Origin of the sequence: Pseudomonas sp. 2822-15 (assembly GCF_002742515.1) — a bacterium.
GTDB classification, from domain to species: domain Bacteria; phylum Pseudomonadota; class Gammaproteobacteria; order Pseudomonadales; family Pseudomonadaceae; genus Aquipseudomonas; species Aquipseudomonas salomonii.
In genome coordinates, this window is the sequence record NZ_LJRY01000188.1 from 101,266 (window position 1) to 118,310 (window position 17,045).

The window sequence follows — 17,045 nt, forward strand, 5'->3', positions numbered from 1 at the left end:
AACTCCCATGGCGTTTACCAGTGAGTCACTTAAAATTTTCCTCTCGGTCATCGACAGCGGATCCTTTTCGGCGGCGGCGCGAAAATTAGGCCGTGTGCCCTCGGCCATCAACATGGCGGTGTCGCAGCTTGAGGCCGAGCTGGATTTGTTGCTGTTTGACCGATCAACCCGCAAAGCCATTCCAACGGCCGCCGCCAAGGCACTTGAGCCCCAGGCACGCCAGGTCGCGAGCCAGATAAACCTGCTGGATGCCCATGCCCTCCAGTTGCATCAGGGGCTGGAGGAGCGCCTGGTCTTTGCGATGGCGCCGGAGTTGCAAACAGGCGTATGGAATCGTCCGCTGGCGATTATCGCCAGGGAGTTTCCCACACTGGAAATCGAGATTCGCTCTGCGTCCCATCCAGAGGCAATGCGCATGCTCCATGAAGGGCGTGTGCAATTGGCACTTGGCTTTGAACGACCAGGGCTTGATGAGCGAGAAACATTTCTTGAAGCCGGGAGCCAGTTGTTGGTCGCGGTTGCTGCTCCAGATCACCCTGCGGCCGCCGGCAAGAAAAGCCCCTTGAGCGAGGAGCAACTGGTCAACGTTCGGCAGATCATCGTCGCCACAGGAGGGCCTGCAGACTCTGACCCACGTGTTGTGCTGTCGCGGCGGATTTGGCACAGCGACAATTATCTGGCCACGCTGGACCTGGTGCAGCAAGGGTTGGGTTGGGCTTACCTTCCAAAATCGCTGGTACACCCTCTCATCACCTCAGGCGCATTGACGGAGGTGGTGTTTGACTACATGCCAAGTCAGATGCGGTTATGGGTCGATATCATCTGGGTAAAAAACCGGCCCCTGGGACTGGGCGCGCTTCGTTACCTGAGCCTGATACGCGAAATTACCCAGGGCGAGCCTCGTCGTACTTGATGAGTCAACGTGCACATTGAGGCTTGCGGCGGCGCCCACTCGCCGTCGCGAAGATCAAACAACTCATCCCCCCGTCATTATTAGCCGTCTGGCTCAGCGCTTGTGTAGCCGCTCACCAAACCGCGATATGTGAGTCCGCCCGTGGCTCGGTGCCCCCGCACAACACGCCGGTGACCGGGTCACGCAGGATGATCTGCCCGCGCCCGTAGTCGGTCAGGTCGCTGTCGGTCTGCACCTTGTGCCCGCGTCGCGCCAGCGCATTGACCAGGTCGCGGGACGCGCCGTGTTCGATGCCGACCTTCATGTCGCCCAGCCATTGCCAGCGCGGTGCGTCGAGGGCCGCCTGGGGGTTGAGACCGAAGTCCACCAGGTTCATCACCATCTGCACATGGCCCTGGGGCTGCATATAGCCGCCCATCACGCCGAACGGGCCAAGGGCCTGGCCGTCCTTGCTGAGAAACCCCGGGATGATGGTGTGGAAGGTTTTCTTGCCCGGTGCCAGGCAGTTGGAATGGGACTCATCGAGGCTGAATTCCTGCCCGCGATTCTGCAAGGCGATGCCGCTGTCGGGCAGCACCACGCCGGAGCCGAAGCCGTGGTAGTTGCTCTGGATGAACGACACCATATTGCCTTCGGCGTCGGCGGTCGCCAGGTACACCGTGCCGCTGGCATGGGGGGCGCCGGGTTTGGGCGGCTGCGCCTGCTCGCCGATCTCGCCACGGCGACGGGTGCTGTAGGCGTCACTCAGCAGGTCGGCCACCGCCACGCGCATGTGCGCAGGGTCGGTGATGTAATGCAGGCCGTCGCTGTAGGCCAGCTTCATGGCTTCCAGCTGGCGGTGCCAGGTTTGCTGGCTGTCGCGGTGATCGAAGTTGAAGCCTTCGAGGATCTTCAGCGCCATCAGTGCAACCAGGCCCTGGCCGCTCGGCGGGATTTCCCAAACATCCACGCCCCGGTAATTGATGTGGATCGGCTCCACCCACTGCGCGCGGTAATCCTTGAGGTCGCTGGCCCGCAGGTAACCACCGCTGGCGCGCGAATGCGCATCCAGGCGCTCGGCCAGCGCGCCGCGATACAGGCTTTCGCAGCCGGTGGCGGCGAGTTCTTCCAGGGTACGGGCCTGGGCCGGGTTGCGGAAAATCTCGCCGGCCCGGGGGGCGCGCCCGTCAATGAGGAAGGTGTCGAACCAGGCTTGCAGCACGTCATCGCGGTGCGGGCTGAATTCGTTCAAGGATATCTGCCATTGATGGGCAACCACCGGCGACAACGGGAAACCGTCGCGCGCCAGGCTGATGGCCGGCTGCAGCAAATCGGCAAACGGCAATTTACCGAAGCGTTTGGACAATTCGGCCCACGCCGACGGGCAACCGGGCACCGTCACCGAGGTCCAGCCGTAGAGCGGCATCTGTTGATGCCCCGCCGCCTTGACCGCCTCGATACTCAAGGCGGCCGGCGCATGGCCGTTGCCGTTCAGGCCATGCAACTGGCCCTTGCACCACACCAGCGCAAAGGCATCGCCACCCAGGCCACAACCGGTGGGCTCTACAACGGTCAGCGCAGCGGCGGTGGCGATGGCGGCATCAATGGCATTGCCGCCCTTTTGCATGATTTCGATGCCGGCCTGGGCCGCCAGCGGCTGGGACGCCGCGACCATGCCGCGACGGGCAAATACGCTCTGGCGTTGCGACGGGTAGGGGTATTCGTGAGCGGAGAATTTCAACATGGCAAAGGCTCTTCAAAAAAAAGGTCATAACACGCGGCTGAGAAACGCCCGGGTACGCGGATGGCTGGGACGGCTGAAAATCTGCTCCGGCGGCCCTTGTTCGATCAGCTCGCCCTGGTCGAGCACCACCACGCGGTCGGCCACTTCACGGGCAAAGCCCATTTCATGGGTGACCACCACCATGGTCATGCCCTCCTCGGCCAACTCCTTCATCACCTGCAGCACTTCGCCGACGGTTTCCGGGTCGAGGGCGCTGGTGGGCTCGTCGAACAGCATCGCCTGGGGTTTCATCGCCAGCGCACGGGCTATCGCCACCCGCTGCTGCTGGCCGCCGGAGAGCATCGACGGATAGTGACTGGCCTTGTCCGCCAGGCCGACCCGCGCCAGCAAGCCCCGAGCCTGTTCCAGCGCCTGGGCACGCGGTACGCCGAGCACCTGGATCGGCGCTTCGATGATGTTTTCCAATGCGGTCATGTGCGGGAACAGGTTGAAGCGCTGGAACACCATGCCGATGTCGCGGCGCTGACGGGCGATGTTGCGCTCCGAATCGCGCACCAGGCTGCCATCGGCACGTTCGCGATAGCCCATGGCGCGGCCATTGACGCGAATGCGCCCGCCCTGGATGTCTTCGAGCAGGTTGATACAGCGGATAAAGGTGGTCTTGCCGGAGCCGGAGGCGCCGATCAGCACCACTACTTCGCCACGCCGCACTTGCAGGGAGATGCCCTTGAGGATCTGCAACTCGCCGAACGACTTCTGGATATCCTGTGCGTCAATGATCAGCTCTTCACTTTGGTGCGCCATGGTTAACGTCCCCTCAGCAGTTTAAGGGTGCTGCGTCCGAACATGCGGCTGGCGGCCGGAGGTGGCGCCGAAGGTCGATCGGACTGGCCGAAACGGTTTTCGAGCCAGCGTTGGAAAAAGCCCCACAGCGTGGTCAAGGTCAGGAAGTAAATCGCGACGACCAGGTACAGCTCGAATACGCGAAACGTCGCCGAGGTCACCATCTGCGTGCTGAGCAACAACTCCTGCACACCGATCACACTCACCAGCGTGGTGTTCTTGAGCATCACATTGAACTCATTGCCCAGCGGCGGCACGATCACTCGAAACGCCTGGGGCAGCACGATGCGCCGCATCAGCTTGCCGAACCCCATGCCCAGGGAACGCCCGGCTTCGTACTGGCCCTTGTCCACCGCGCCGATGCCGGCGCGGATGATTTCGGCCATGTACGCGCCTTCATTCAGGCCCAGGGCGATGATCGCCGCCTGGATATTGCCGGGGATGATCAGCCCGAACAGCTCGATGTCCTCGAAGCGGAAGATCCCGCCCGCTGCCAGTGCGGTGTACAAAAACACGATCTGCACCAGCAACGGCGTGCCGCGCATCAGCCACACATAAAGGCGAACCGGCAGGTGCAGCAGCGGGTTCTTCGACAGGCGCAACAGCGCGGCCGCCAGGCCCAGCGCACAGCCGAGCAGCATCGCCAGCACGCTGATCAGGCAAGTCAGCCACAACCCGGTGAGGTAGACCCCACTGGGCTGCAGCAGGTATTGCCAGAACACATCCCAATTGAAATTCATCGTGGTAGAACCTCAGTCAAGGGTGTCGCTGCTGACATGCCATTTGTTGAGCAATTGCACATAGCTGCCGTCGCTGCGCATGTCGCTGATGATCTGCTGCACGGCGGCGGTCAGTTGCGGGTCGTCCTTGCGCATGCCCAGGCCGGTGAGGATGCGACTGAATGCAGGTACCCCTTCCTGGAACAGCTCCGGGGCCATCGCCGCGTAGTAACCGGCGGTTTCCACGGTGGTGCCATAGGCGTCCACCTGGCTGATGCGCAGCGCCTGGAACGCATCGGTGTCGGTGTTGTAGACCACCAGTTTCATCGGTGGCTTGCCGGCCTTGGCGAGGCTCTCGTTCTGGGTATCGAGCAGGGTCTTGATGGTAGAGCCGTTGAGCACCGCCACCTTGCGCGTGGACAGGTCATCCAGGGTCTTGATGCCTTTGGGGTTGCCCTTGGGCACCACCACCGCCTGGCTGGAGTACATGTAGTTGACGATGTCGATCACCTGGCGGCGCTCGGGCTTGTCGAACAGTTGGTCGACGATCATGTCGCACTGCTGGGCAAGCAGTGCCGGCACTAGGCCGGAAAACGGGATGACCCGCCATTGCACGGTTTTATTGCCCAGGCGCTTGGCGATTTCCAGGCCCAGGTCGACGGTGAGCCCGCGCGGTTTCTGGGATTCGTCGAAGGACACCAGGGGCGGTGAGTCCATCCCCGAGCAATAGGTGAGTTTGTCGACGCTCTTCAGGCGCTCAGGCACCTGGACTGCGGCGCAGGCCCATTGTGTACAGAGACCCAGGGTTACAGCCACCAGCAAGGCGCGGTGTTGTTTATGCATGACCAGACACTCCACTTCGTTAAATAACGGGGCAGTAATCAACGTCTAAACATGGACGGGGTGGGCCCCGCCTCTTTTATTTTTCCAATTGCAGAAATTGAATCAGCAGCGGCACGGTGCTTTCGATGTGTTCGCGTACCACAGCTTCGGCACCGGCAGCGTCACCGGCGCGAATCGCGTCGAGGATTACCGCGTGTTCCTGGCGCGCACCGAGGGGTTTTTCGCTGTGCTGCAGCCACAAGCGCATGGGCGCTTCCACCAGCGAATACAACGCTGAAATCTGCTTGAGCAAGCGTGGCCGGCCGCTGAGCCCGCACAGGTATTCGTGAAAGGCACGGTGGCAACGGACCCACGCGGCGCTCTCGTCGCGGTAGTCATCCATCTCGTCCAGCAAGCGCTCCAGAGCCGCCAACTGGCGCTCACCGATGCGGCTGACCGCGACGCGCACCGCCAGGCCTTCCAGTGCGCTGCGCATCTCGAACACTTCGTACAGCTCAGCGATATCCAGGCCACTGACGATGGCACCGCGATTGGGCCGCAGCGTCACCAGGCCCTGGGCATCCAGGCGGCGGAATGCCTCACGCACCGGCATGCGGCTCATGCCGATCTCGCCGGCGATATCCTCGGCGATCAGGCGGTCGCCCTTGCGGAAACGACCGCCGCAGATGGCGTCGAGGAGGAAGTTGTAGGCCTCCTCCTCGGCAGTGAGGGGCTGGCGGTCAACATAAGCGGGAGCGAATTGCATTGGCGGCCTCTTTGTATTTTTGTATCCAATTATCCACGAATACAAAAAGCATAACGCGTGCCAACACCTCGCCCAGAACGTTACTCATTGATTTAAATGAAGTCTTCCATTCGGGTGGGGAAAATTGCGCAAAGCGGGCAAAGCGATTTGCTACCAAATGACGCAGCAACTTCCCATTTCTGCGCAAGAAAGTAGCGGATGTCCGGTGAAGGGCCTGGTGACGCCTGATGATCTACACAGGGTATTTTCTGGCAGGCCTTTTTTTGCCATCAGCGCATCAAACGCTTCCCGATCAATGGATCCAGTAAAATCGAATTGATCGATAATCGCCCAAAATAACCTTAAAAATACTGATTCATACATTGACTCCCAGCTGCTCTGGAAATTTAATGGATCCATTAAACAAAAATAATTAACCAGCCAGAGAGTTGCCATGTATCCCAAAAACACTTGGTACGTCGCCTGCACACCCGATGAAATCGCCCAAAACCCCCTGGGTCGGCAGATCTGCGGTGAAAAAATGGTGTTTTATCGTGGCCCACACGGCAGCGTCGTCGCCATCGAGGACTTCTGCCCCCATCGCGGCGCACCGCTTTCACTGGGTTATGTCGAAAATGGCAACCTGGTGTGCGGCTATCATGGCCTGGTCATGGGGGCCGACGGTAAGACCGTCGAAATGCCCGGGCAGCGGGTGCGTGGTTTTCCGTGCAACAAGACCTTTGCCGCGGTTGAACGCTATGGCTTTATCTGGGTATGGCCCGGCGATCAGGCCCTTGCCGACCCGGCGCTGATTCATCACCTGGAGTGGGCAGTGAGTGACCAGTGGGCGTACGGCGGCGGGCTGTTTGATATCCAGTGTGATTACCGCCTGATGATCGACAACCTGATGGACCTGACCCACGAAACCTACGTCCACGCTTCCAGCATCGGCCAAAAGGAAATCGATCAAGCGCCTCCCGTCACCACGGTTGAAGGCGACGAAGTCGTCACCGCCCGGCACATGGAAAACATCCTGGCTCCGCCGTTCTGGCGCATGGCCCTGCGCGGCAACAACCTCGCCGACGATGTGCCGGTGGACCGCTGGCAGATCTGTCGCTTCACTCCGCCCAGCCACGTGCTGATCGAAGTCGGCGTGGCCCACGCCGGCAAGGGCGGCTACCACGCAGCGCCCGAACACAAGGCGGCAAGCATCGTGGTCGACTTCATCACCCCGCAAACCGAGACGTCGATCTGGTATTTCTGGGGCATGGCGCGCAACTTCAACCCTCACGATGAGGCGCTGACCGCCAGCATTCGCGAAGGCCAAGGGAAGATTTTCAGCGAAGACCTGGAGATGCTCGAACGTCAGCAGCAGAACCTGCTGGCCCACCCGCAACGCAACCTGCTCAAGTTGAATATCGATGCCGGCGGCGTGCAGTCGCGCAAAATCCTGGAGCGACTGATTGCCAAGGAACGCACCCTCGAACCACAGCTGATCACGACCACCACCGCCTGAACGGCGCGACAACTCTGCGAGGACCGAACATGATCGATGTGGTGGTGGTATCCCGTAATAACGAAGCCCAGGACATTTGCAGCTATGAACTGGCCAGGGTCGATGGCCAGCCGCTGCCCGCCTTCAGTGCCGGCGCGCACATTGACGTGCATCTGCCGGACGGGCTGGTGCGCCAGTATTCGCTGTGCAATCACCCCGAGGAGCGTCATCGCTATCTGATCGGCGTACTCAACGACCCGGCTTCTCGCGGCGGCTCGCGCAGCTTGCACGAGCAGGTACACGAGGGCGCCCACCTGAGGATCAGCGAACCACGCAACCTATTCCCCCTCGCCCATGAAGCACGACGCAGCCTGCTGTTCGCCGGCGGCATCGGCATCACCCCGATCCTGTGCATGGCCGAGCGCCTCGCCCATGCAGGTGCCGACTTCGACCTGCATTATTGTGCCCGCGCCAGTGAACGTGCGGCGTTTGTACAGCGGCTAAAGGCGTCACCGTTTGCCGAGCGCGTGTTCCTGCATTTCGATGAGCAGCCCCACACAGCCCTCAAGACTGCCGAGGTGTTGGCTGCGCCCGCAGACGATGTGCACCTGTATGTCTGCGGCCCCGGCGGTTTCATGCAACACGTGCTCGACAGCGCGCGGGCCCAAGGCTGGCAAGAGGATTGCCTGCATCGCGAGTACTTCTCGGCGGCGCCAGTGGACAACAGCCTCGACGGCAGCTTTTCGGTGAAGCTCGGCAGCAGCGGCCAGGTCTTCACGATCCCCGCCGACAAGACCGTGGTCCAGGTCCTGGAAAGCCAGGGCATCGAGATTGCCGTGTCCTGCGAACAAGGGATCTGCGGCACCTGCCTGACCCGTGTGCTGGACGGCATCCCGGAGCACCGCGACCTGTTCCTCACCGAGCAGGAACAGGCGCTGAACGACCAGTTCACGCCCTGCTGCTCACGCTCGAAAACCCCACTGTTGGTGCTCGACATCTGAACCGTGTCACGACGCGGGCAAAATCACCTTCATGCGCGCGTCGGCGGTGGCTGAACTGAAGATCTCGGCATAACGCAACGTCGCATTGGCGTGTTCGCGCATGATGGCTTCGGCGCGCGCGCCCTGGCGATTGACCAGGGCATCGAACACCGAGTGATGCTGCATGTGGGCATAGTTGAAGCGCCGGTACTCACGAGCCATGTCCTCACGATCCACCGCCAGCGCGGTCACCGATGCGAAGGGCAGGTGATCATTGCGTGCCAGCGCATCGGTGATCGCCGGGTTATGGCTGCCCTCCACAATGACCTGGTGAAAGCGCATGTTCAGGTCGTGGTAAACCTCAAGGTCCTCTTCAGTCACGTAGCCTTTGTCGAACAGTTGGTCGCCTTCCACCAGGCAGCGCTCCAGCGCCGCACGCGCCGCATCGCAAAGACCATGCTCGGCGGCTTGCCGCGCAGCCAGGCCTTCCAGCACACCGCGCACTTCGACGGCGCCGGCAATGTCACTGGGGCTGACCGACCGCACCTGATAGCCGCGCCCGCCGAACGGCACCAGCAGCCCTTCCTGCTCCAGGGTACGAAATGCCATGCGCACGGGCATGCGCGACACACCAAAGCGTTGCGCCGTAGGGGTTTCCATCAGGCGCTCCCCCGCCACCAACTCACCGTTGGCAATCATCTTGCGCAGTGCAACCAGCACCAATTGACCGGGCTTACTCATCCAGGCAACTTCCAGAACACGTGGCCTGCCATAGTACCGCAAGCATCCGATCCCGTCAGACGAACGCCAGTGCGGCGCGCGCCGCCTCTATGGCACCCAGGTGTTGCGCGAGCCGCGACGGCAGGTAATCGAAAAAGAACCCGGCGCTTTGCAGCTTGGCGGCACGCAATGGATCGTCTTCGGGCAATGCCCTGGAGACCCGCGCAGCCCGCGCCCAGGCAAAGGCCAGCAACGCCACGCCACAGAGCTGGAGGAAATCCGGCGCGGCCCGATAGGGGTATTCACTGTCTTCCTGCGCGCGTTCACGCACGGCGCTCACCACACTGGCCAGCGCGTCGCACAGGCTGCCCAATGCGCGGGCGAACCCTGCGCACTCGACAGACTGCACGCCCTGCCCGGCCTCGGCACGCAACACGGCCAGCAGCAGGCCAAAGGCTTGACCTTCATCCCCGAGCACTTTGCGCAGCAACAGGTCATTGGCCTGGATCTCGTTACTGCCCTCGTAGATCATCGCGATGCGACTGTCCCGCAGGGTTTGCTCGATGGCGAACTCGGTGACATAGCCGTAACCGCCAAATACCTGCAGCGCATTGCTGGCCTGGCGAAAGCCCTGTTCGGTAAAAAACGCCTTGATGATGGGCGTCAGCAAAGGCGCCAACCGGGCCGCCGAGGCGTCCTCGCCATGCTCGGCCTGATCCAGCAGGTGCGCCGCCCAATAGCCGATGGCACGCATGCCCTCGCTGGTGGTGCGCAACTCCAGCAACACGCGGCGCATGGCCGGGTGATAACGGATCGGGTCAGCGGCCTGGGCCGCCACCTCTTCGGGCCTGGACGGTGCACGCATCTGCACACGCTCGGCAGCGTACTGCCGGGCATTCTGCCAAGCCGCCTCGACATGCCCCAGGCCTTGCAGGCCGACATGCAGGCGCGCCGAATTCATCATCACGAACATCGCCGCCAGGCCCTGATTGGCCTTGCCGATCAGCCAGCCCTGGGCGGCGTTGAATACCAGGGAGCAGGTGGCGCTGCCCTTGATGCCCATCTTGTGTTCGATACCGTCGCAATGCACACCATTGGCCCGGCCATCGTCCAGCTGCCTGGGGACCAGGAACAGTGAAATGCCGCGACTGCCCGGCGGCGCATCGGGCAGGCGCGCCAGCACCAGGTGCAGAATATTGGCCGTGAGGTCATGCTCACCGCCGGAGATAAACAGCTTGCTGCCGCTCAAGCGACAGCTGCCATCCGCCTGGGGTTCAGCGCGACAGCGCAGCAAACCGACATCGCTGCCAGCCTGGGATTCGGTCAGGCACATGGTGGGCAACGCCTGGCCACAGACAATCTCCGGCAGGTAGCGTGCCTGCAACCAAGGGTCGGCGTGAGTCTTGAGGCACAGGTAGGCGCCGTGGGCGATCCCGGTGTACATGGCCCAGGCATGGTTGCTGGCGTAGAGCATCTCTTGCAGCGCCGCGTCGAGCAGTTGCGGCAGGCCCTGCCCGCCCTGCTCTTGGGCGCACGCCAGCGCCGGCCAGCCACCCTCGACGTAAGCACGATAGGCCTCGACGAAGCCGTCCGGGGTGCTGACCTGGCCCGCCTGCCAGCGGCAGCCCTGACGATCACCGTGGCTGTTCAACGGCGCCAGCACGCCCTGGCTGAAGCGTGCCGCCTCCTCCAATACTTGTAATGCCAGCGGCAGGTCGAGGGCCTCGAACGCCGGGTTGCGTCGCCAGCTGTCGGGCGCCTGCAACCAGTGTTCGAGGACAAATTGCATATCGCGCAGGGGCGCCTCATAGCTCCACATCGGGACACCTCATCGACTAAAAAAGAATCACGCACTCAAGCGCGAAAAGCAGGGTTCTCGATCAGCAGCGCCATGCCCTGCCCGCCGCCCACACACGCCGCGGCAATCCCGTAGCGCAGGTTGTGCTGACGCAGTTGCCGGGCCAGGGACATGACCAGGCGCAGGCCTGTGGCAGCCAATGGATGCCCGAGTGCCAGCGAGCCGCCCTGGGCGTTGAGGCGGGTGCTGTCCAGCTCAAGTTCATGGGCCACCGCCAGCACTTGGGCGGCCTGGGCTTCGTTGATCTCGAAGCGGCCGATGTCATCCAGATTCAACCCGCTGCGTTGCAGCAGCAGACGAATCGCCGGTGCCGGGCCGATGCCCATGAACTCGGGGGCCACGCCGACCACCGCGCTGGCCAGCAACCGCGCCAGGGCCGGCCGCGTGCAGGCCGAGGCGCGGCCCACCAACGCCGCCGCCGCGCCATCCACCACGGCACAACTGTTGCCGGCGGTTTGCACGCCGCCCAGATGCACGGCGCGCAAGCGTGTCAGGCTCGCAAGGTCGGTGGGCCGAGGGTGGCTGTCCTCACTGACGGCAGCGGTCCGACGCGCCAGGCTGATGCCTCTGGGCTGGTATCCCTCAAGCTCGAATACCTGGTTATCGACCGCCACCACCTCGTCAACCCAAACGCCGTCACGCTGCGCCTGCAACGCTCGCTGGTGGCTGGTGCAGGCGTAGCGGTCCACCGCCTCGCGGCTAAGGCCATAACGGCGCGCCAGGTTGTCGGCCGTGGCGATCATGTCCAGGCCCGGGGCCGGGTCGTACAGGGCTTCCCACAGAAAGTCCTTGAACTGGACCTCGCCACCCAGACGAAACCCGCCCCTGTGGGTGTAAGCCGCGATGGGGTTGCGCGACATGGATTCACTGGCCACACACAAGGCCAGCTGCACGCCGTCCCGCAGTTGCCCGGCAGCCTGGCGCAACAGTTCGAAACCGGTGGCGCAGATGCGCTGCACCCCCAGTGCCGGGACCGCTTGCGCCACCCCGCTGTACAAGCCGATATGCCGTGGCAGCAAGTAGGCATCGAAACTGGCCTGGGCCATGGACCCGGCCAGAACGCTGTCCACTGCCTGCGGTTCAATACCGGCCCGGGCCATGACCTCACGGCCAACCTTGATCCCCAGGTCGATGGGTGAGACCTGAGACAGTGCGCCACCCAGGTCAATCCAGGGGGTGCGCACGGCCTCGAGAATCGCCACATCGGCAAATGCCGAAAACTGCCCGTTCAAGGCTTGGGCTCGGCGCGCAGGATCGTGGCCTCTTCGCCGCGATACAACGCCTCGACCTTGGCCGCGCGCCATTGCAGCACGGCGCGCTGGTTGATCGAACCTTTGTCGGTGATTTCCCCACGGTCGATGGACGCCGGCTCGTCGAGCAAGGCAATCCATTCCAGGCGACTGGCATTGCCGGTGGCCTCGCGATTGAGGCGTTGCAACCAGTCGCCGAACCACTGGCGCACCGGCGCGCTGCCGAGCACGTCGGCGTCGCTGGCGGCGGCGTCCAGGCCCGCCAGCCGACGGCATTCGTAGAGCCTTGGGAACACCAGTGCTCCAAGGCACTCGCGATCGGGCGCGGTAATCACCAGGTCCTGCACATAGGGCGAGCCGTCGAGCACCGCGCGATTGCGCAACGGACCCACGCTGACAAACACCCCGGAAGAGAGCTTGAAATCCTCGGCTATTCGCCCATCGAACATCAGGCCCAGTTGCGGCTGCCGAGGGTCGGCGAGCTTGATCGCGTCTCCTGAACAGTAGAACCCGTGTTCATCGAACACCTCGGCGGTTTGCTGGGGCGCCCGCCAGTAACCCGGCATGATATGCGGCCCGCGAAAGCGCCCTTCGAACTTGCCGTCCACCGGCACCAGGCGCACCTCGCAGCCCGGCGCGGGCAAACCGATATAGCCGGCCATGGACAACGGCCCGGTGGTGAAGGTGCAGGACGGCGCGGCTTCGGTCATGCCCAGCCCGGCCATCATGCGGATGCGTTCACCGCAGTGCTGCTCGGCCACGCGATCGAGGCGATCCCAGATACTTTGAGACAGGCCGGCGGCGGCGAAGAAGAACAGGTTCATCCGCGCAAAAAAACGCTCGCGCAACTCGGCGTCCTGTTCCAGGGCGTTGACCAGTTCTTCCCAGCCCTTGGGCACCGTCAGGTAAGCCGTGGGCGAAATCTCCTTGAGGTTGCGCAAGGTCTGGGCAAAACCCTGGACCGTGGGCTTGCCGTCGTCCAGATAAAAGGTGCCACCGTTGTAGAGCACGATACCGACGTTGTGGCTGCCGCCAAAAGTGTGATTCCACGGCAGCCAGTCCACCAGCACCGGCGGCTCCTCACCGAACACCGGAAACGTCTGCAACAGCATCTGCTGGTTGGCGCAGAGCATGCGCTGCGTGGTGATCACGGCCTTGGGCAATTTGGTCGAGCCCGAGGTGAAGAGAAACTTGGCGATGCTGTCGGGGCCGGTGGCGTCGAACGCCGCTTCGGCCTCGGCGCCACCCGGCGTTTGCAGCAGGCTGGCAAAGCTGGCCTGAGTACGCCCGGGAACGTGGCCGCGCACGCTGATCAACGGGGTCTCGGCCGGCAAGACGGCGTCGATGGCGCGCTGGTACAGCGCCGCATCGCTGACAAACACCAAGCCCGGTTGCAGCAGGTCGCACACATGCCGCAGCTTGGCGAAATCCTGGGACAACAGCGAATACGCGGGCGAGACCGGGCAGTAGGGAATGCCGGCGTACATCGCGCCGAGGGCGACCTGCAAATGCTCGATATCGTTGCCGGACAGCAAGGCCAGGGGCTTGTCCGCCGACAGCCCGTAGTTGAGCAGGCCCTGGGCAATCGCGCGCACGCTGTCGAGCATCTCGCGGTAGCTGACACGGCGCCAATCCCCACCGGCCTGGCGTGCCGCGATAAACGTCTGCTCGGGCCGTACCCGCGCCCAATGCACCAGGCGATCGAGCAGGCGCGCCGGCAACTCGGCCAGGGGTTCCAGGGAGCGCATGTGCAACACGCCGTGTTCTTCAGTGACCGCCACCGCTGCGTGGCCGATGGAGACCTCGCGGTATCGCGGTGCGGGCTGGGGTTGCGCTCGGAATTCGGAACTCACAAGGTTGTCCTCCAGCAAGGCGGATCACAGCCGCCTTGTTATTGTTATGTCGCAGCAACTGCTCAGATCGGGTAATGCCGTGGCCCGTTCTGCAAGGTCACCCAGCGCAATTGCGTGAAGTGCTCAATGGACGCCTTGCCACCAAAACTGCCGTATCCACTGGACTTGACCCCACCAAACGGCATCTGCGCCTCGTCATGCACGGTCGGGCCGTTGATATGGCAAATACCCGACTCGAGCCGCTGCGCCAGTGCCAGCGCGCGCCCGGTGTCGCGACTGAAGATCGCCGCCGACAGGCCGAACTCGGAGTCGTTGGCCAGGCGCAACAAGGCTTCATCACCCTCACCACGCAGCAGGACGGCCACCGGGCCAAAGGACTCTTCGCGGTACAGGCGCATGTGTTCGGTGACGCCATCGATCAGGGTCGGCTGCAGGATGCTGCCCTCCAGTTGGCCGCCCACCACCAGCCGCGCGCCTTTGGCGAGGGCATCGTCGATCAGGGCCTTGATGCGTGTGCCGGCGCTGGCGTCCACCAGGGAACCGAGTACCGAATCCGCCGCAGCGGGGTCACCCGCACGCAGGGTCGCGACCTTGGCCGCCAGCTTGGCGGTGAACGCATCGGCGACCCTGGCATCGACGATCAGGCGTTCGGTGGACATGCAAATCTGGCCCTGGTTGAAATAGGCGCCAAAGGCCGCCGCCGCCACAGCCGCGTCAAGATCGGCATCGTCGAGCACCAGCAACGGCGCCTTGCCGCCCAACTCCAGCAACGCCGGCTTGAGGTGGCGGGCCGAGAGCTCGCCGACAATCCGCCCGACATGGGTCGAGCCGGTGAAGTTGACCCGCCGCACGGCCGGGTTGGCGATCAACCGCTCGACAATCGCGGCGGCATCGGCCGGGGCATTGCTGATGACGTTGACCACGCCATCGCCCAGGCCGGCGTCCTGCAACACCTGGCCGATCAGGCGGTGCACCGCCGGGCTCAGCTCCGAGGCCTTGAGCACCACGGTGTTACCGCAGGCCAGCGGCATGGCGATGGCGCGCGTGGCGAGGATGACCGGAGCGTTCCACGGCGCGATGCCCAGCACCACACCGCAAGGTTGACGCAAGGCCATGGCGAAACTGCCGGGAACATCGGAGGGGATCACCTCCCCCGTAATCTGGGTGGTCATCGACGCCGCTTCGCGCAGCATATTGGCCGCCAGACGCACGTTGAAGCCATACCAGTTGGCCATGGCGCCGGTCTCGCCGGCGGCGGCGATGAATTCGCTGCTGCGCGCCTGCAATTGCTCGGCAGCGTTGAGCAAGCGGGTGCGGCGTTCGTTGGGCGCCAGCGCCGCCCACGCGGGGAATGCGGCGTGGGCGGCGGCGACCGCGGCATCGGCATCTTCCAGGGTCGCCGCAGCCACCCGCGAGACCACTTCACCGGTCACCGGGTTGCGACGTTCGAAGGTTCGACCGTCACGGGCGGGGCACGACTGGCCGCCGATCAACAGGGGCACGTCCAGCATGGTGATTCCTCTTTATTGTCTTTATCGGGAATACGTTCAAGCAGGGTACAACGGCGCGGCCAGACGGCCGCGCCCTTCAGCGTTTATAGGCCTGCAGGCCAGGCTTGATGCTCTTGTCGTCGAGGAACTGTTTCATGCCCTGCTCGCGACCGCCTTCGGTGTCGAGCAGGCGCGACTGGTCGAGCTTGGCGTAGAGGTAATCCTCGTTCTGCTCCCAGGTCAGTTCGCGGCAGCGCTTGAAGCCATGCTTGGCCGCACGCAGCACCACCGGGTTTTTCTCCAGCAGGTTGCGCGCCAGTTCGATGGTCACTTCGCGCAGTTGAGCCAGGGGCACGCTTTCGTTGACCAGGCCCATTTGCGCGGCTTTCTGCCCGCCAAAGGTCTTGCCGGTCATGATGTAGTACAGCGATTGACGATGGCCCACGGTGTCGGCCATGGCCTTGCTCACCAGGTTGCCCGGCGGGATGCCCCAGTTGATTTCCGAGAGGCCGAAGGTCGCTTCGTCGGCGCAGATCGCCAGGTCGCACGCCACCAGCGGGCTGAAGCCACCGCCGAAGCACCAGCCATTGACCATGGCGATGGTCGGTTTGGCGTACATGCGCAGCAGTTTCCATTGCCATTGCGAGGCTTCGCGGCGGATTTTTTCCTGGAGAATTTCCGGGCCGGCATCCACTTCGCGGAAGTATTCCTTGAGGTCCATGCCCGCCGTCCAGGCTTCGCCCGCACCGGTGAGAACCAGCACGCCGGCGGCAGGGTCCTGCTCAAGGGTTTCCAGAACGTCGATCATTTCCCGGTTCAGGGTCGGGCTCATGGCGTTGCGTTTTTCCGGACGATTGAGAATGACCCAGGCAATGCCTTCTTCGATCTCAACCTTGACTGTGGTCCAACGGCCTTCGTAATTGCTCATGGCGGTACGCTCTTGTTCTGGGTGTGAAGATGATTCGAAATTAAACCGCAAATATAGTTATGTCAATTAACTATTAATCTTGATAACCAATATTTTTCCTGCTTAAAACCCACGCGTTGCAGGCGCTGTGAAAACCCGGCATAGCCATAGCGTGCCAACACCGGCAAACTAGATAGCCTTATTAACCTGCACCTTTTGAGGATTGCACTGCCAATGGCCAAGCCTTCCAACATCGCCACCGCCAGCCAGGCCCTGCCCGACAACGACGAGGTACGGCCGCCGCTGGATTCAGCCCTGGACGATCTGATCGGTTACGCCATGCGCCGCGCCCAGCTCAAGCTGTTCCAGAACCTGATCGGCCGGTTGTCGGACCACGACCTGCGCCCTGCACAGTTTTCGGCCCTGGCGATCATCGAGCAAAACCCCGGGCTGATGCAGGCCGACCTGGCCCGCGCCCTGGCCATCGAGCCGCCCCAAGTGGTGCCGTTGCTGAACAAGCTGGAAAGCCGCGCTCTGGCCGTGCGGGTACGCTGCAAACCTGACAAGCGCTCCTACGGGATCTTCCTCAGCAAGAGCGGCGAAACCCTGCTCAAGGAACTCAAGGCGATCGCCGCCCAGAGTGACCTCGACGCCACGGCCGCCCTCGACGGCCAGGAACGTGAAGAGCTGCTGCGCTTGCTGAAGAAGGTCTACCAGGACTGATCGG

Annotated in this window: 16 protein-coding genes; 4 read left to right on the top strand and 12 right to left on the bottom strand. The window is 63.1% G+C overall.

The features are described from left to right. Positions 1-7: 7 nt before the first annotated feature. Complete coding sequence (locus AOA59_RS18915) at positions 8-913, top strand: LysR family transcriptional regulator (RefSeq protein ID WP_099488694.1); 906 nt, start codon at positions 8-10, stop codon at positions 911-913. A 112-nt stretch (positions 914-1,025) separates the two neighbouring features. Here the strand turns inward: AOA59_RS18915 and AOA59_RS18920 are convergent, their stop codons facing one another. From AOA59_RS18920 to AOA59_RS32055, 6 genes are all read right to left on the bottom strand, one after another. Then, positions 1,026-2,636 (bottom strand): gamma-glutamyltransferase family protein, encoded by a 1,611-nt coding sequence (locus AOA59_RS18920; protein WP_099488695.1) that lies wholly within the window; start codon positions 2,634-2,636, stop codon positions 1,026-1,028. A gap of 24 nt (positions 2,637-2,660) precedes the next feature. Next, positions 2,661-3,440 (bottom strand): amino acid ABC transporter ATP-binding protein, encoded by a 780-nt coding sequence (locus tag AOA59_RS18925; RefSeq protein ID WP_065888097.1) that lies wholly within the window; start codon positions 3,438-3,440, stop codon positions 2,661-2,663. 2 nt (positions 3,441-3,442) lie between these two features. Further along, complete coding sequence (locus tag AOA59_RS18930) at positions 3,443-4,219, bottom strand: amino acid ABC transporter permease (protein WP_003236553.1); 777 nt, start codon at positions 4,217-4,219, stop codon at positions 3,443-3,445. A 12-nt stretch (positions 4,220-4,231) separates the two neighbouring features. Continuing rightward, complete coding sequence (locus tag AOA59_RS18935) at positions 4,232-5,041, bottom strand: ABC transporter substrate-binding protein (RefSeq protein ID WP_099488696.1); 810 nt, start codon at positions 5,039-5,041, stop codon at positions 4,232-4,234. Between the two features lie 76 nt (positions 5,042-5,117). Beyond that, positions 5,118-5,786, bottom strand: a complete 669-nt coding sequence (locus tag AOA59_RS18940; protein ID WP_099488697.1) for a GntR family transcriptional regulator — start codon at positions 5,784-5,786, stop codon at positions 5,118-5,120. A 150-nt stretch (positions 5,787-5,936) separates the two neighbouring features. Further along, entirely contained in the window at positions 5,937-6,221 is a 285-nt protein-coding gene (locus tag AOA59_RS32055; protein WP_143522792.1) for a hypothetical protein, read from the bottom strand. On the opposite strand from AOA59_RS32055, the gene AOA59_RS18945 reads away from it, so the two are divergent. After that, positions 6,220-7,281, top strand: a complete 1,062-nt coding sequence (locus AOA59_RS18945) for an aromatic ring-hydroxylating dioxygenase subunit alpha (protein ID WP_099488698.1) — start codon at positions 6,220-6,222, stop codon at positions 7,279-7,281. The two genes, AOA59_RS32055 and AOA59_RS18945, sit on opposite strands and share 2 nt — an antisense overlap. Positions 7,282-7,310: 29 nt before the next feature. Continuing rightward, entirely contained in the window at positions 7,311-8,261 is a 951-nt protein-coding gene (locus AOA59_RS18950) for a PDR/VanB family oxidoreductase (RefSeq protein WP_065931456.1), read from the top strand. Positions 8,262-8,267: 6 nt separating this feature from the next. Here the strand turns inward: AOA59_RS18950 and AOA59_RS18955 are convergent, their stop codons facing one another. The 6 genes from AOA59_RS18955 to AOA59_RS18980 all read right to left on the bottom strand — a co-directional run bounded on the left by AOA59_RS18955 (position 8,268) and on the right by AOA59_RS18980 (position 16,339). Further along, on the bottom strand, positions 8,268-8,981 hold the full coding sequence (locus AOA59_RS18955) for a GntR family transcriptional regulator (RefSeq protein ID WP_069785900.1): 714 nt from the start codon (positions 8,979-8,981) through the stop codon (positions 8,268-8,270). Between the two features lie 55 nt (positions 8,982-9,036). After that, positions 9,037-10,779, bottom strand: coding sequence for an acyl-CoA dehydrogenase (locus AOA59_RS18960; RefSeq protein WP_099488699.1), 1,743 nt, complete (start codon positions 10,777-10,779; stop codon positions 9,037-9,039). Positions 10,780-10,814: 35 nt separating this feature from the next. Next, positions 10,815-12,050 (bottom strand): thiolase family protein, encoded by a 1,236-nt coding sequence (locus AOA59_RS18965; protein ID WP_099488700.1) that lies wholly within the window; start codon positions 12,048-12,050, stop codon positions 10,815-10,817. After that, positions 12,047-13,921 (bottom strand): feruloyl-CoA synthase, encoded by a 1,875-nt coding sequence (locus tag AOA59_RS18970; RefSeq protein ID WP_099488717.1) that lies wholly within the window; start codon positions 13,919-13,921, stop codon positions 12,047-12,049. Before AOA59_RS18970 ends, AOA59_RS18965 begins: the two co-directional genes overlap by 4 nt. Positions 13,922-13,983: 62 nt before the next feature. Next, complete coding sequence (locus AOA59_RS18975) at positions 13,984-15,432, bottom strand: aldehyde dehydrogenase (protein WP_099488701.1); 1,449 nt, start codon at positions 15,430-15,432, stop codon at positions 13,984-13,986. 76 nt (positions 15,433-15,508) lie between these two features. Continuing rightward, positions 15,509-16,339, bottom strand: coding sequence for a p-hydroxycinnamoyl CoA hydratase/lyase (locus AOA59_RS18980; protein WP_017139056.1), 831 nt, complete (start codon positions 16,337-16,339; stop codon positions 15,509-15,511). 213 nt (positions 16,340-16,552) lie between these two features. Here AOA59_RS18980 and AOA59_RS18985 point away from each other — a divergent pair, with 213 nt between their 5' ends. Further along, on the top strand, positions 16,553-17,041 hold the full coding sequence (locus tag AOA59_RS18985) for a MarR family winged helix-turn-helix transcriptional regulator (RefSeq protein WP_056858004.1): 489 nt from the start codon (positions 16,553-16,555) through the stop codon (positions 17,039-17,041). Positions 17,042-17,045 lie beyond the last annotated feature (4 nt).

Coding starts and splice junctions, on each gene's coding strand:
- AOA59_RS18925 (WP_065888097.1), bottom strand. CDS start 3,440: ATGGCGCACCAAAGTGAAGAGCTGATCATTGACGCACAGGATATCCAG.
- AOA59_RS18915 (WP_099488694.1), top strand. CDS start 8: ATGGCGTTTACCAGTGAGTCACTTAAAATTTTCCTCTCGGTCATCGAC.
- AOA59_RS18930 (WP_003236553.1), bottom strand. CDS start 4,219: ATGAATTTCAATTGGGATGTGTTCTGGCAATACCTGCTGCAGCCCAGT.
- AOA59_RS18975 (WP_099488701.1), bottom strand. CDS start 15,432: ATGCTGGACGTGCCCCTGTTGATCGGCGGCCAGTCGTGCCCCGCCCGT.
- AOA59_RS18950 (WP_065931456.1), top strand. CDS start 7,311: ATGATCGATGTGGTGGTGGTATCCCGTAATAACGAAGCCCAGGACATT.
- AOA59_RS18920 (WP_099488695.1), bottom strand. CDS start 2,636: ATGTTGAAATTCTCCGCTCACGAATACCCCTACCCGTCGCAACGCCAG.
- AOA59_RS18940 (WP_099488697.1), bottom strand. CDS start 5,786: ATGCAATTCGCTCCCGCTTATGTTGACCGCCAGCCCCTCACTGCCGAG.
- AOA59_RS18935 (WP_099488696.1), bottom strand. CDS start 5,041: ATGCATAAACAACACCGCGCCTTGCTGGTGGCTGTAACCCTGGGTCTC.
- AOA59_RS18980 (WP_017139056.1), bottom strand. CDS start 16,339: ATGAGCAATTACGAAGGCCGTTGGACCACAGTCAAGGTTGAGATCGAA.
- AOA59_RS18985 (WP_056858004.1), top strand. CDS start 16,553: ATGGCCAAGCCTTCCAACATCGCCACCGCCAGCCAGGCCCTGCCCGAC.
- AOA59_RS18955 (WP_069785900.1), bottom strand. CDS start 8,981: ATGAGTAAGCCCGGTCAATTGGTGCTGGTTGCACTGCGCAAGATGATT.
- AOA59_RS18945 (WP_099488698.1), top strand. CDS start 6,220: ATGTATCCCAAAAACACTTGGTACGTCGCCTGCACACCCGATGAAATC.
- AOA59_RS18960 (WP_099488699.1), bottom strand. CDS start 10,779: ATGTGGAGCTATGAGGCGCCCCTGCGCGATATGCAATTTGTCCTCGAA.
- AOA59_RS32055 (WP_143522792.1), bottom strand. CDS start 6,221: ATGGCAACTCTCTGGCTGGTTAATTATTTTTGTTTAATGGATCCATTA.